Raw genomic sequence first — 14,957 nt, 5'->3', positions numbered from 1 at the left:
GCCATTGAAAGCGCGAGGTGAATATTTAGAATAGGGTTTGTTCGTTGAGCCTTGTATAAGTAAATCACATAAGTCGTTATCAGGTAGAACAAATTCGATAAGAATTTGGGCTGTTTACAGATCAGATGGGATAAGAAACTTTGTCCTTTAAGATGTGTGGAGAAAAAATTATCAATACAGAAAAAAGTGATATCGATCCAGATTCATTATCATAATCCACAGCAATTTTTTTTAAACTTGATGCTATCCTTCTTTTAGGATTCACAATATTTACGAATATTTTATAATTTGTGTAAGTAAAGGATAAAGGTTTTTGTTCTCAAGTTTCATTATTAAAATCAATGGCATTCATAAAATAAGCGGGTGAAGTTTTCATCTAAATTCAAAAAGTTTATATCTTAATAAGCCGTAAATTTTTTGCCAATCCTTGATTGAAGTAACACTTTTCCTTGGTAACATTTCTGTTCCACAAATGGGGTGTTACCTTCTATCCATTTTTTATTTCAAATCTTATTTAAGGATCTAGAAATTAGGGGGTATGTTTTTTGAACTGGATATTATGAAGTTTTTTATAAAACCCATGTTCTTTTGCGAGCAATTCTTTTTGAGTACCTTGTTCAATCAGTTGTCCATTTTGTATGACCACAATTTTATGAGCACGAGCAATCGTTGAAAGGCGATGAGCAATAATGATCGTTGTGCGTCCTTTAGTAAGGTGGTGAATGGCTTCATTAATTTGTGCTTCGGTGTGTGAATCAAGCGCACTTGTTGCTTCATCAAGAATCAGAATTTCACTATCGTGAATCATTGCTCTAGCGATAGCGAGTCGTTGTTTTTGCCCCCCTGAAAGATTACAGCCATTATCACCTATCTGTGTATCATAACCATTTGGCAAACGCATAATAAAGTCATGAGCATTTGCTGCTTTTGCTGCTTCGATAATTTCGTCATCACTAGCCCCTTCTTTTCCAAGCCCGATATTATATTTAACAGTTCCTTGAAAGAGAAAAGTATCCTGTCCTACATAGGCCATCAGGTTTCTCAGAGAGCGAAATGTTGTGTAGCGGATGTCTTGATCATTAATTAATATGCGTCCTTTTGTGGGATCATAGAGTCGCATAATAAGGTTAATAAAGGTAGACTTTCCCGAACCTGATGGTCCCACCAATGCTGTCATTTTTCCAGCTTCTATTTCTAGGTTGATGTCTTTCAATACCATTTTGTTCTCAGTGTATGCAAAAGAAACGTGTTCGAAGCGAATAGCTCCTTGCGTTTTATTCAGATCTTTAGCTTCTTTATGTTCTATAACTGTAAGAGGATGGTCGAGTATTTCAAACATCGTGCGGATATTGACCAATCCAGATTCAATTTTTACACGTACATTTGCTAGTCTTTTTGCGGGCTCATAAGCTAAAAGTAAGGCAACAATAAAAGACATAAATTCACCTTGAACACCTGCGCGTTGGGTTGCAAGGTAACCGGAAAAACAGATAATACCAGCAATGGCAACACCTGTGAGTGTTTCCATAATCGGATTTGTAATAGCTTCGAGTGTTGCAATATTATTTGTTTGTTTTTCAACATCACAAATAGCTTTATCCATTCTTTTCTTCATGACTTCTTCTAGTGAAAAAGCCTTAATGACTCGAATGCCAACAGCAGTTTCCTGTACGATTTTTATAATTTCACCAAGTGAAAGGAGCTCTTTTTCCATAAGGCGGCGAACGCGTTTTAAAGCCATTCGAACGCCTAAAAAAGCTAGTGGTCCTATGATTAAAGTAATGGAAACTAATATAAAGTTTTGAATAAACATGACAAGCAACAAACCACTAACGGAAAGCAAATCACGTACAAAAGTTGTGATAATAGTATCAATGATATTACGTACAGCTGTAGCATTGTGGGTTACGCGAACAAGAAGATCAGATGAAGTGTTATTATGATAAAAAGAGACTCCTTGTTCCATAAGTCGGGCAAAAATTTTGCGTTGTTGTTCAGCAATGATACTATTTCCGGCTTTGTTTAGAAAATAAGTTTGGGAAAAAGTTGCAACTCCTTTGAGAATAAAGATAAAAGCAATGATGCTAGAAATTAAAACGATCATAGGAAAATTTTGCGCATCAATAATCTGATTAACAACATCACGCATCATCCATGCACTCGTTGCAGTTGTACCAGAAATGATGATCATTGAGAAAATAGCCGCACTGTACCAACGCGCATGTTTATGAAAATTTTCTCGCAAAAGACGGATAATAAGATGTTTATCAAAAGAGGAAATTTGTTTTTTGTCCATAAAGTGCTTCTATATTTTCTTGTTGTTTTATGCAAGATTGATGCACTCTTAATTAAAAAAATCCATTAATCTTTTGTACAAAAATAGCCTTTTCTTTCAAGGTTCATCCATCAATTTCACGACGGCGAGCGTAAAGAAATACAGTGCAAAATCTCTGTGAAAGGTAGAACGAAAAGGTGTTGTTTATCACTATCTTTAGTTAAATAAAAAGTACGGGCGAGTCCCATCATTATTATTTACTAATTTCCATATTGTAATAGCCTTTGGCACTTGAAATGGTTCACAAAAGGCATTTCTGCTTTTTTTAATAATTTTATGTATGCATTATCTCTGTTTGTGATGTGCAAACAGAATTATTTTGTTGGATTCATATAGAAAGAGCTTGAAACGAGAAGATCTTAAGATGTTTGGGTTCTCTCATTTAATATATAAAATAACGAATTCTCCTTATAAATCGAGAAAGCACTATTAAAAGGATTTATACACGCTTATAAAACCCCTAAAAGCACCACAACAAATTCCATGTGGTGCTTCTAAATTTAGCTATACGCTCATTTGATGAATTGCATGCGAATATTATTCCAATGCAAAACTATTTAGGTGCTATCACCATCATCATTTGCCGGCCTTCAAGCTTTGGCTCCAATTCGATTTTGGCAATTTCACTTGTATCTTCTTTCACACGTTGAAGAAGCTTTAATCCAAGATCTTGGTGAGCCATCTCACGACCACGAAAACGCAAAGTAATCTTTACTTTATCACCATGATCAATAAAGCGATGAACAGCCTTGAGTTTGACTCCATAATCATGGACATCAACATTTGGGCGCATCTTAATCTCTTTGATTTCGATGACTTTTTGCTTCTTACGTGTTTCAGCAGCTTTTTTTTGGGTTTGATATTTTAATTTTCCCAAATCGATGATTTTACATACAGGTGGCTCCGCATTTGGTACAATTTCAACCAAATCAAGTCCCGCATCTGCAGCCATAGCAAGAGCTTCTTGTATCGCAACAACCCCCTGATGTTGTCCCTCATCATTGATAAGCTGAACATGAGGTACCCGAATATCCTGATTTGAACGTGGTCCGTCTTTTTGGGTAGGTGTCATTTTAAACGGTTTACGAATGGTTTATGCTCCTTAAATTTTGATTCAACTACAGTTAATTTAATATACAATTATGCACCTAAAAACAACTATAATTCGTGTTATTTTCATTATTTGATTTATTACTTTTTGGAATGATTTAGATTATAAAAGTTTTTCTCTTAATTTACAGAAATTGTTTTATGGAGGATAAAGAATCATGGATCAAAATATTCCTTGTCAGTTTTTTTCGTTTGAGAACACCGCACTTGCAGTACGCTATCGCAAGGGGCGCCAATCTCCAGGTTTGGTTTGGCTTACTGGCTATCAATCCGATATGTTAGGAAGTAAGGCAACGTTGGTTGATCAGTTTGCTCAGAAGAATGATTTGTCTTGTTTACGTTTTGATTATTCTGGACATGGAGAATCTGAAGGTGATTTTTTTCAAGGAACAATTTCGCGTTGGGTTAAGGAAAGTTTAGCGACTTTTGAAACCTATTGTGAGGGTCCACAAATTTTGATTGGTTCCTCTATGGGGGGGTGGATTGCGCTAAGGCTTGCTATGATGCTAGCACAGAAAAATAAGAAGCTTGCTGGCATGATATTGATTGCTCCAGCGCCTGATTTTACACAAACATTGGTGGAACCAAAATTAGGACCAGAAGAATGGAAGATTTTGGAGGAAAAAGGCTATATTGAACGACCTGCAGTTGATGATACAGAGCCAATGCCCTTTACAAAAACATTAATTGAAGATGGGCGCGAAAATTGTGTTATGAAAGGATGCATTGATGTTGGGTGTCCAGTCCATATTCTACAAGGGATGGAAGATGAAGATATTCCCTATCAGCATACATTGACTTTACTTGATCATTTACCTCTCCATGATGTAACATTGACACTTGTTCGTGATGCAGATCATCGCTTTTCTCGTCCACAAGATTTAGATTGCCTTGAAACAGTATTGAGATCTTTGATTAATCAGATTAATGCAAAATAAGGGGTACATTTATTGATGAAGATAAAAATATATGAGCATTTCTAAACAGCATTTTATTTTTTCTGATCGCTCTGTACCTGTACGGGTGCGGGAAAATAAGTATGCGCGCCGTCTTACCTTACGTATTGATGCCAGAAGTCAGGAGATTTGTGTAACAACACCACCAGCAATAAATCTCTATGCGGTTGAAAATTTTATTGAAAAACATCGGTCTTGGATTGAGGCACGTCTTGCTCATGTACAAATCTCTCATAAAAATGCTTATCTCAAAGTGGGGGCGACAATTCCCTTATTGGGTGTTTCTCATACCATCAAGCATAGAGAGGGACGTGGGGTAACAGAAATTGTTACAGCAGATGCGGAGCAAGGGCCTGAAATTATTGTTTATGGTCAATTAGAATACCTCCCAAGACGCATTGCTGACGTTTTGAAAAAACAAGCAGCACTTATTATAACGCCTTTGGTGGCACATTATGCTCATCAGGTAGAGCGTAAAGTCAAATCCATTTGTTATAAAGATACGAGAAGTCGTTGGGGCTCTTGTTCAATCGATAAGCGTCTTTCTTTTTCTTGGCGCCTTATTATGGCACCAAAAGAAGTTGTTGAGTATGTTGTTGCCCATGAAGTTGCTCATCTTGTCGAAATGAATCACGGACCAAGATTTTGGGATCTTTGTGAAGAGCTATGTCCTGATAGTAAAACATATCGTGCTTGGTTGAAAGAAAATGCTCCTAGACTGCATGCCATTAATTTTGATTCATATAATTTAGAGGCGTAAAAAACTTTCAAATGAAGGCAATATTTAACGGAACTTTTTGTTGAGTGTTTTGTTGAGTGTGTGCTTGCTCAATGCATAATGAGGAAGCCATTGAAGCTCTCAGCACGATTGTTTTCCCCTGCTTGGTTTGCTGAGTGTCTTCAATGTTTTGCTTTATCTTTTTTGTAATTCAGCGTAATAACCCTAAGTTCCGATGACTTATAAAAAATGGGAAGGTTTTTTTATGTCTGTTCTTACAGATCCACTTCAGCTATTACAGGCACTTATTCGTTGTCCTTCTGTTACACCTCATGAAGCAGGGGCTTTATCAACTTTGGAACAATTTTTGAAAAAAATGGGATTTCACGTCGAGCGCCCTATTTTTACGGATAAAAATACAGATAATGTTGAAAATCTTTATGCAAAAATGGGAAATGAAGGACCCCATCTTATGTTTGCGGGTCATACGGATGTTGTACCGCCAGGCGCATTGGAAGATTGGACTTATCCACCTTTTGAAGCTGTCATAGATCAGGGAAAATTATATGGGCGGGGTGCTGTTGATATGAAGGGTGGAATCGCTTGTTTTATTGCGGCTCTAGCGCGAGTTCTTGAGAAACGACCCATTAAAGGAAGGGTAAGCCTTTTAATTACTGGTGATGAAGAGGGGCCTGCTGTTAATGGTACGGTAAAACTTCTCAAATGGGCAGAAAAAAAAGGCGAAAAATGGACTGCGGCTCTTGTGGGAGAACCAACAAGCGTAAAGACTGTTGGTGATATTATCAAAATTGGTCGCCGCGGATCGATTTCTGGTGTCATTACCGTGAAGGGTCGCCAAGGTCATGTTGCTTTTCCAGAGCGGGCTGCCAATCCCTTACCTTTGGCAAGTAAGCTTATTCAAGCATTGACACAAACTGCTTTAGATAAAGGGACAGAGAATTTTCAACCCAGTAATTTAGAGCTCACAACCATCGATACTGGTAATTTGGCAGTCAATATTATTCCAGCGCAGACAACAGTTCGTTTTAATATACGTTACAATGATCTTTGGACAAAAGAAACACTGATGAAGGAAATTGAAAAGCGTCTTGCTTTGGTGCAATCAAAAAACAAGAGCGATCAATATCCCTCTTATCAGCTTGAATGGATTCCAAGTTTAGGAGATGTTTTTTTGACTAAAAATGATAAACTCATTCAAATTTTATCTAATGCTATTAAAAGTGTAACAGGGAGTGTACCAGAATGTTCCACTTCTGGTGGTACTTCAGATGCGCGATTTATTAAGGATTATTGCCCAGTGGTCGAATTTGGCTTACCAGGGCAAACGATGCATATGGTAGATGAGTGTGTTGCCCTTGATGCAGTGGAAACTCTTACTACTATTTATGAGCGTTTTATTATTGAATTTTTTGCATAAAGAAAAGGTTGCTGGTTCAAAAATACCTTTATCTTGTTGTGCTATAAGATATTGCCATTTAAGGTGTGGTGATACGAGACTCGTAAAACTTAATATATTAAGTAGTCTTAGAGTAAGTGATGAATATTCTTAAGTTGGGATTCTTGCCTGTAGAGTCTTTAGTTAAGTGAATTACATAATTGAAAAGGCAAAAGAGACCTGCTTGAAGAAGCAGAATTGTTTAGACCATATTGGATTGAAAATATTCGTTCTTTAAAGTGTAGAAAGGAAGTCACACGCAATCATATATGGAAAACAATGAATATTATATCATCATTGTGTGGTGACAGGTTGAAGCTATAAAGACGCACAAAAACATGCTACTATTGTAAAAAGTTCGTACAACATAAATGCACTCATTCACAGCTCATGTTTTAATATGGTTTCTGCGCTCTCACAAAAGGTACCTCTTATTTCAATTAGATTCTCTTAGAATAAAGACTATAGGAAAAGCGCTTTAAGTTTGTTTTATTTCATATATTTACCTTGCTTTTTTTGTCCCCAAGAACTTCCGTTGCAAAATCATTACGAGATAGAAGGTGAGCTTATTTAATCAGCTTTAATCTTGGCTATGATAAAGATACACAGAGTTTTTTGTAGCAGCACGTTGATTTCTTTAATCAAAGACTGTCCTAGTATTATTCTCAATTTTTTAATAAAACAACCTTAAAGGACGCGTATAGACACTCATAAGCATGTACGCATACAAGTAAGATCATATGGGATTAATGACGTTTCGCTCGCTAACAAAGCAATCTCGATTCATATCTGGTATATTTGCCATTTGAGTGCATTATTTGTTTAATAAAACTCATGATTTTACTGTGGCCTATAAACCAATACCGATCATACAGCCGCGTATCTCAAATAAATATTGGTTCAGTATTTTTTGCGATAACAGCTTTTATATAACAGAATAGGATAAAAGCATTGTGTATATCTATTTTTGTAATCTCTGAAACAGACATACAACCACAACCTGATTGAGGGAAAATATAAAGGTATAAAGGTGAAAATCAGCGTGCTTTTTTACTTTCTTTTTTATTCAGCTTTACGGTTTTCAAAATTATCTAGAGTAATATCTTTTTAAATAATCAGAAATTGATGCATGGTTTCATGCTTATTTCTCTGGTTCTTTAAATGGTGCCACGATTTCATAAAAAACAATACATTGTCGTATTATGCATTCACGTACTTGTTTTAGAGAAATTTTCTCAAGGTTTGTCACATTTGTGCTACTACGGTGCTTATGAATGTTGTAATATAAAATCTATAATGCCTCCCCATCTTTATGTTTATGAAAAATAAAGTTAGAGCACCATACACTTTCTAGCTCAAAATATTGCAATAGCTTTTAGCACTTAAGGGTGTTCATAAGAGGCCTTTTTACTCCTTTTTTATAGTTTTTATCCACATGCTTCTCTATTTTTAAGGTGTAAGCAAATGATTGTAATTAATTGCCTATAAACAGATTTAAAATAAGGGAATCTTACGATATTTCAGTCTCGCTTTTGCTATAAAAAATGATAATTATGGCATAAAATCAATATGTTGTTATGGAAAATTTAGTTTGCGAGTTGGCTAATGATGTGATCAAGAACAATACGTCCTTTGGCTGTTGCTTTTAAGCGTTGGTTATCGACCATTTCTATCAATTCTTGGTGTTGTAACTCGATCAGTTTTTCCATAGGGATGCGTTTGGGACTTAAGGTTTCATAGCGTATAAGTTCTAAGCCTTCGCATAGGCGTAACCCCATAAGGAGCATTTCATTTGCCTGTTGCTCAGGGGTTAATTGTTCTGTTTCAATACAGCCATGTCCTGTTGTTTCTACCAAATTAAGCCACTGTTCGGGATGCTTTTCATTTATTGTGACATAACGTTCACGGTTTTTAAGGTGTGATAATGATGTTTTTGAACAGGCAGAGGAATGATTTGGTGCGTTCTCAATGAAACGTCCATGTGCTCCTGGACCAAAGCCTGCATATTGGTGATAACGCCAATAAAGAAGATTATGTGCTGATTCAGCACCGGGCATGGCATGATTTGAAATTTCATAGGCAGGAAGTCCACGCAGTGCTGTTATTTCCTGGGTAAGATGATATAGATCTGCGGCTAGCTCTGATGGGGGAAGGATAAGTCTTCCTGCATCATGAAGCCGTTTAAAGGCGGTTCCTTCTTCGATCGTCAATTGATAAAGAGAAAGATGGTCCGCTGCTAAATCAATTGCTTGTACAAGTTCAGATTTCCATTGTTCAAGGGTTTGTTCGGGGCGGGCATAAATGAGATCAAAGGATAAACGTGGAAAAATTTGCCGTGCTAAAGCAATGGCACAAAGAGCTTGTTCCACATTATGGAGTCGGCCAAGTTTGCGCAATGCTTTATCATTGAGCGCTTGTATCCCTAGAGATAAGCGATTAACGCCTGCCGCACGGTATCCACGAAAGCGCTCTGCTTCCACACTGGATGGATTAGCTTCTAATGTAATTTCAACTTTATCATCGACTACCCATTTTTTTGCAAGTGCTTGCAATAGGGCATCGACAGTTTGCGGCTCCATAAGGGAAGGGGTTCCTCCACCAATAAAAATACTTGTAATATGGCGTGGGCCTATTTTGTGGTATTGCGTTTCTATTTCGCGCTTAAAGGCGGTGACAAAACGTGGTTGATCAACACCATGGATGCGAACATGCGAATTAAAGTCACAATAAGGACATTTAGCTGCACAAAAGGGCCAATGAATGTAAATGCCAAAAGGTTCATTCATGAGAATGCTAAAAGGTTTTCTGCCAAAAGTTTGAAAGCACGTGCGCGATGTGAAAGAGGGGGAATATCATTACGTTTCCAGTTGTGTTTTTGCTCTGTTGACATTTCTCCAAAGGTATTTTCACATCCATCGGGTAAAAAAATAGGATCAAAACCAAAGCCTTTATCTCCCCGTGGAGGCCAAATGAACGTTCCTTCAACGCATCCGCGGAAGTAATCTGCATGAGCATCAGGCCATGCAATGCAAATGACGGATATAAAACGGCATTTTCGTTGGCTTTTTTCTCGTGCTCCGACTTTTTGGAGTTCATTTTCTATTTTTTTCATAGCTTTTGGAAAATTACGTGTACCATCGGCTTGAATTGCCCAATCAGCGGTATAAACGCCTGGCGCACCCTCCAATGCATCTACTTCTAAGCCTGAATCATCAGAGAGGGCAGGAAGTCCTGTTTTTTTTGCTGCTGAAAAAGCTTTAATATAAGCATTTTCTTCAAATGTTTTTCCCGTTTCTTTTGGTTCTGGCAAGCCCAGTTCTTTTGCCGATTGTATTATTAAACCGAAAGGTGTAATTAAAGTAGTGATTTCATGCAATTTTCCGGTGTTATGTGTAGCAATGACAAGTTTTGTATCTGCTATGCTTCTCATATAGATTTCTCCAAAAATGAAAGGGGAATTATTTTTGTGCTAAAAACCGACTTAAATGCTCATATACACATTCTGCTTGATTTTACATGATATGATTATTTTACACGTTTTATGATATTTTATTCCAATAAAATTTTTATCTTGTATGAAGATAACCTTGCAAAGATATGAAAGACACCTCTTTATTTATAATAGCATTTTATGATAAATTTCCAATTTTCTGCTTGCTCTAAAGGGTGAATTTTCTATTCACAGCGGTTTTTAATCAATCGAGATTCTCTTGACAAGTCCCTACAGCAGACCACTTTACAGATCAACTCTTATCTTATATTTCTCACACACTCTAACAAAAAATATCCCTGCGTAATTTATCAAGCATCACTTTGAAAGGTAGCATTTTACAGCTCAATAGGATAATATGTTTTTATACTACTTTAGACTATTTGACCAAACCTTGGCAAAACTTATATAAGAGATGAGGATTTTAAAAGTAGTGAAACAATTGTGATGAAGCACAAAACTATTGATAATGAACTAAAATATCTTGATGAACGTTCGCGTGATATTTTTCGCCATATTGTTGAAGCTTATCTTAATGATGGTGAACCTGTAGGGTCACGTAATCTTTCGCGGCTTTTACAACAGACATTATCGCCTGCGACGATTCGCAATGTGATGAGTGATCTTGAACATCTCGGTTTGATTTATGCACCACATGTTTCTGCGGGTCGAATGCCAACACAATCAGGTTTACGCTTTTTTGTTGATGCATTTATGGAAGCGGGTGATTTGCCAAACGAAGAGCGAGAAAATATTGAAATGCAAGTCAAAGAGTCTGGTCATGCACAATCGGTTGAACATTTTCTTGTTCAAGCAAGTCGAGTTCTTTCAGATCTTTCACGTGGGGCAGGGCTTGTTTTAGCAACAAAACAAGAAGGAACATTGAAACATATTGAATTTGTGCGCCTTGATAGGGAGCACGCTCTTGCCGTTTTGGTGACTCAACAAGGTGAAGTTGAAAATCGTATTGTTCATTTGCCAGAAGGGGTTACCCATGCACAATTGACGGAAGCAACGAATTTTCTCAATGCCCATATCCAAGGGCGCACATTGAATGAAGCTAAAGAGGAAATTACCCGCTTGTGCGCAGAAACACGGGCTGCGCTTGATGATTTATCGCATCATCTTGTTGAAACGGGATTAGCTCTCTGGGGAGGAGAAGGTGCTGATCATAAAATACACCTCATTGTTCGTGGGCGTAGCAATTTACTTGAAGATGTGAAAGCAGAAGAAGATTTAGAACGATTACGCCATTTGTTTGATGATCTTGAAACGCGTGAGAGTATGGCACAGCTTCTCGATTTAACGGATGAAGGTTCTGGGGTTAGAATTTTTATTGGTTCAGAAAATAAGTTATTTTCTCTTTCTGGTTCTTCTTTAGTTGTAGCACCTTATCGAGATTCACAACAAAGAGTCATTGGTGCTTTAGGTGTTATTGGTCCTACACGGCTTAATTATGCAAGGATTGTGCCCATGGTTGATTATACAGCTCAACTTGTGTCACAGTTATTGCGTTAAAACGATGCAAGTAAGTATTTGTACTATAAAAGCTCATTGTATTATATACATCGCTACCCCTTGATTTTTGTCTGTAGAATTTCGATATCGAGAATAACGAATCTTATGAAGGAATAAAATTTTTATGTCTGATGAAAAAAACAAATTTACTGACGCTTCATTTGAAAATTGTAATTTAAAAAATCCAGCTGATCGTAATACACTTAAACAGGCAGCCGATGAATTTTTAAAAACGCATAAAACAGAGGAACACGAAGCCGTTGAAACAGAAAACAATGAGATCAGTGATCCTTTAGCATCTTTGCAGGATGAAAATAAAGAACTGAAAGATCAGCTTTTACGTCTTGCTGCAGATATGGAAAATCTTCGACGTCGTACTGCGCGAGATGTGGCGGATGCAAGAGCTTATTCCATTGCTAATTTTGCACGGGATATGTTATCGGTTTCTGACAATCTCAATCGTGCTTTGGAAGCGATTCCAGAAGGTGCACGGGAGAGTGATGCTGGTTTGAAATCATTGGCAGAAGGCGTTGAAATGACTGAACGTGCCATGATGGCAGCATTGGAACGTCATGGGGTGCAAAAAATTCATCCAGAGGGGCAAAAATTTGATCCTCACTTTCATCAAGCGATGTTTGAAATTCCCAATGCTGATGTTCCAGATAATACTGTTCAACAAGTGGTTCAGGCAGGTTATATTATCGGGGAAAGGGTGCTACGTCCAGCTATAGTGGGTGTAGCTAAAGGAGGAGCAAAAGAAGCTTCTGTTGAAGCTGATTCGGCTTAAAATACTTCAATAATAAATCTCCAACATAAAATGCAGCATTCCCTGCAATTACACATATATGAAGTCTTTTCTTAAAGGGTTTTTAAAGGGTGTTATAAACACCCTTTTATCTTTGAAGCGCCCAACTTCCTTTTACAATATAGGGAGTCTTATTTAAGGGAGAGGCCGATAACAATAAAACAAAATGATCAACTTCAAAAGGAGGGAGCGAAAAATCATCTCGAGAAGATAGATAAGAAGAAAGATCTTTAAGATTAATATCAAATATTCGTGCAAGAGTGATATGCGGAATAAATAGTCTTTCATCAGGCTTTAACTCTAATTTATTCCGGATATATTGCATCTTTTCATGTAAAAGAGTAAGCTTTTCACAAGGTTCAATGCGAACCACAAGAGAATGGGGAGCATTTTCTGAACTAAAAACTTCAAAGCCCTTTATCTGTAGCGTAAAAGAAGGAAGTTCTATAGTGTTAAAGGTATGCATAATTTCATCTTCTAGGGAGCTTTCAACTTCGCCAAAAAAAGATAAGGTTACATGAAAATTTTGCGGGTTGATCCATTGTGCTTTTGGTAAGCCATTTTGCAATGATACGAGGGCTTTTGTTGTTTGTTGAGGAATCTGAAGAGCACTAAATAGACGACCCATGATATTATCTCCTTATAATGAAAGATGCTATCCCAAGCGCAATATAGATAATAAGGGCGGGGCACGTACCACAGAAAACAAGGCAATAGTATAGAAAAAGAATGTCTAAAAAATGCTTACTATAATTATGAGCGTACAAAGCTTATACGTTTTAAGAAAATGGTTATGACATTGATAAGAATTGCGTTTTCATGATCTATATCACAATGATGTGCAATGGAAGATTACTTGTGTATTATAAAGGCTACAAAGTGAGCAGAAAATAAGAAAAATTGATAGATTTTTGATGTGCGAAATTATTTTGACATTTATCTTTAGCCTAAAATAAAGCATATTCTCATACAAAGGTGAAGAGTTCTCTTTTTTGTAAATGTTTAATGATATGATTAAGTTGGGGAATAGCCATAATACGCAAAACTATTCAAATGGGCCAAATAATGTTAGGAAAAGAAAAAAATTCTTGCATAACAAAATTACTATAAGCTTTTACATTTATGATAATTATGTCAATCTATAATGGATATGAATATTGGTATAAAAGCGGGAAGAGAAATTAAAATTCAAAATAATGATAGAAAGTTCCTATTTTCTAAGAATCATCATCCTTGTTTATGATGAAAAAGCACTAGTTGTCCTCTCCAAAGTTGTTATTGATGAGCTTTTCAAGAGCATTAAGAGCATCTGTTGCTTCTGGTCCTGAAACACGAATGGTGAGGTTGCAACCGGATGAAGCCGCTAGCATCATAAGTCCCATAATTGATGATCCGCCAACAATTTTTCCATCCTTTTCAACTTCAACAGTAACATTAAAATTGTCAACAGTTTGTACAAATTTTGCAGAAGCACGTGCATGCAACCCACGTTTATTACAGATATTGAAATGACGACTTATACATGGGAGGGTATCTTTGGAAAACATTGGTATTTTATTATCCGCTATAAAGTCATACTTGGTACATTAATATATTTACGCCCTGCTTCTTGTGCTATTCTTAACGCGTCTGATAATGAAATATCAGGACATTTGCGAATAGAAATCAGTTTAATAAGCATGGGCAAATTAACACCGGCAATCATTTCAACGCGTCCTTTTTCAATAGCAGGAATGGCTATATTTGATGGTGTTCCACCGAACACATCTGTTAATATGATGACGCCATGATCCGTATCTGTATCGGTTACTGCGGCTATAATATCACCTCGGCGCTGATCTATATCGTCATCGGGATAAACGCATATTGTTGCGAACTTTTCTTGTACTCCAACAACATGTTCCACGGCATGTAAAAATTCGACAGCCAGCTCACCGTGCGTTACAAGCACGAGTCCAATCATTTACGCAAACTCCTGTTAACTAATAAGACCCAACCATAGTTGGTGGGAAAGACATTGTACAAGGCTTTATCTTGCTGCCAAGAAAAATTTGCAAAAAAAAGGCAAAAATTGTGATTTTTTTATCTTTAGAAAAAAATTAGACAGATTTTTGCCATATTTTTCTAAACAAAAATGCTTCAATAGCTTGACAAATAGCTGTACAATCGGCTTCACGAAGAGAGGGAAGTTTTAAAAGAGGAATGTGCAAATTTTCAAATTGAAAAGTTTTATTTGTGGAAAAACGTTCATATTCCGGACCGAGAAAAATAACGCAATCGATAGTTGTGTGCTTTTCAAATTCTATCATATAGAGACCAACGCCACGAATCTCGATGCCGCCCTCTAAATTATCAGGAGTGTATCCGTGAAGCTTTCCATTTTCCGCACGCAACATTGTATAATCATCACTGATAAGCTTCGCTTCACGTTTTGACCACTCAGCGCGGTCAAGCAAAGAAAGGGTGAGGGTTGATTTTCCTGATCCCGATGGACCTATAATTAATAGCCCCTTGCCGCCTAGTTGAAGGCAATTTGCGTGGAGTATTTCACATTTTGTTTTCATGTCTT

General features: G+C 37.0%; 13 protein-coding genes. 5 read left to right on the top strand and 8 right to left on the bottom strand.

Features of this window, described 5'->3' with window-relative positions; translation table 11 throughout:
- Positions 1 to 529: 529 nt before the first annotated feature.
- Together ACFIJL_RS00520 and infC are read right to left on the bottom strand one after the other, a co-directional pair.
- A complete protein-coding gene (locus ACFIJL_RS00520) occupies positions 530 to 2,296 on the bottom strand; it encodes an ABC transporter ATP-binding protein (RefSeq protein WP_375622020.1) in 1,767 nt (588 codons plus the stop codon).
- 592 nt (positions 2,297 to 2,888) lie between these two features.
- The gene (gene infC, locus ACFIJL_RS00515; RefSeq protein WP_026500140.1) at positions 2,889 to 3,407 is read right to left on the bottom strand and encodes a translation initiation factor IF-3; all 519 of its coding nucleotides are present in this window, start codon (positions 3,405 to 3,407) and stop codon (positions 2,889 to 2,891) included.
- A gap of 196 nt (positions 3,408 to 3,603) precedes the next feature.
- On the opposite strand from infC, the gene ACFIJL_RS00510 reads away from it, so the two are divergent.
- The 3 genes from ACFIJL_RS00510 (at position 3,604) to dapE (ending at position 6,557) form a co-directional block, all read left to right on the top strand.
- Entirely contained in the window at positions 3,604 to 4,383 is a 780-nt protein-coding gene (locus ACFIJL_RS00510) for an alpha/beta hydrolase (protein ID WP_375622019.1), read from the top strand.
- Between the two features lie 31 nt (positions 4,384 to 4,414).
- A complete protein-coding gene (locus tag ACFIJL_RS00505) occupies positions 4,415 to 5,161 on the top strand; it encodes a M48 family metallopeptidase (protein ID WP_375622018.1) in 747 nt (248 codons plus the stop codon).
- Between the two features lie 223 nt (positions 5,162 to 5,384).
- Entirely contained in the window at positions 5,385 to 6,557 is a 1,173-nt protein-coding gene (dapE, locus tag ACFIJL_RS00500; RefSeq protein ID WP_375622017.1) for a succinyl-diaminopimelate desuccinylase, read from the top strand.
- 1,604 nt (positions 6,558 to 8,161) lie between these two features.
- Here dapE and hemW read toward each other — a convergent pair.
- Together hemW and rdgB are read right to left on the bottom strand one after the other, a co-directional pair.
- Positions 8,162 to 9,361, bottom strand: coding sequence for a radical SAM family heme chaperone HemW (gene hemW, locus ACFIJL_RS00495; RefSeq protein ID WP_375622016.1), 1,200 nt, complete (start codon positions 9,359 to 9,361; stop codon positions 8,162 to 8,164).
- Positions 9,358 to 10,005, bottom strand: a complete 648-nt coding sequence (rdgB, locus tag ACFIJL_RS00490; protein WP_375622015.1) for an RdgB/HAM1 family non-canonical purine NTP pyrophosphatase — start codon at positions 10,003 to 10,005, stop codon at positions 9,358 to 9,360. The genes hemW and rdgB overlap by 4 nt, the downstream gene beginning before the upstream one ends.
- A 507-nt stretch (positions 10,006 to 10,512) precedes the next feature.
- On the opposite strand from rdgB, the gene hrcA reads away from it, so the two are divergent.
- Positions 10,513 to 11,583: a heat-inducible transcriptional repressor HrcA gene (gene hrcA / locus ACFIJL_RS00485; protein WP_375622014.1), complete on the top strand. Its 1,071-nt coding sequence runs from the start codon at positions 10,513 to 10,515 to the stop codon at positions 11,581 to 11,583.
- A gap of 124 nt (positions 11,584 to 11,707) precedes the next feature.
- Positions 11,708 to 12,370, top strand: coding sequence for a nucleotide exchange factor GrpE (grpE, locus tag ACFIJL_RS00480; RefSeq protein WP_375622013.1), 663 nt, complete (start codon positions 11,708 to 11,710; stop codon positions 12,368 to 12,370).
- Between the two features lie 106 nt (positions 12,371 to 12,476).
- On the opposite strand, the gene thpR is transcribed toward grpE, so the two are convergent.
- From thpR to ACFIJL_RS00460, 4 genes are all read right to left on the bottom strand, one after another.
- On the bottom strand, positions 12,477 to 13,016 hold the full coding sequence (thpR, locus tag ACFIJL_RS00475; protein WP_375622012.1) for an RNA 2',3'-cyclic phosphodiesterase: 540 nt from the start codon (positions 13,014 to 13,016) through the stop codon (positions 12,477 to 12,479).
- 625 nt (positions 13,017 to 13,641) lie between these two features.
- A complete protein-coding gene (locus tag ACFIJL_RS00470) occupies positions 13,642 to 13,935 on the bottom strand; it encodes an HPr family phosphocarrier protein (RefSeq protein WP_375622011.1) in 294 nt (97 codons plus the stop codon).
- Between the two features lie 17 nt (positions 13,936 to 13,952).
- The gene (locus ACFIJL_RS00465; RefSeq protein ID WP_273722416.1) at positions 13,953 to 14,351 is read right to left on the bottom strand and encodes a PTS sugar transporter subunit IIA; all 399 of its coding nucleotides are present in this window, start codon (positions 14,349 to 14,351) and stop codon (positions 13,953 to 13,955) included.
- 136 nt (positions 14,352 to 14,487) lie between these two features.
- Positions 14,488 to 14,952, bottom strand: a complete 465-nt coding sequence (locus ACFIJL_RS00460; RefSeq protein WP_273722417.1) for an HPr kinase/phosphatase C-terminal domain-containing protein — start codon at positions 14,950 to 14,952, stop codon at positions 14,488 to 14,490.
- Positions 14,953 to 14,957: the final 5 nt, after the last annotated feature.

The sequence above is a fragment of the Bartonella sp. TT119HLJHH genome, assembly GCF_042193385.1.
Lineage (GTDB): Bacteria > Pseudomonadota > Alphaproteobacteria > Rhizobiales > Rhizobiaceae > Bartonella.
Note: the sequence above shows the minus strand (reverse complement) of the source record. Positions and strands in the feature narration are given on the sequence as shown.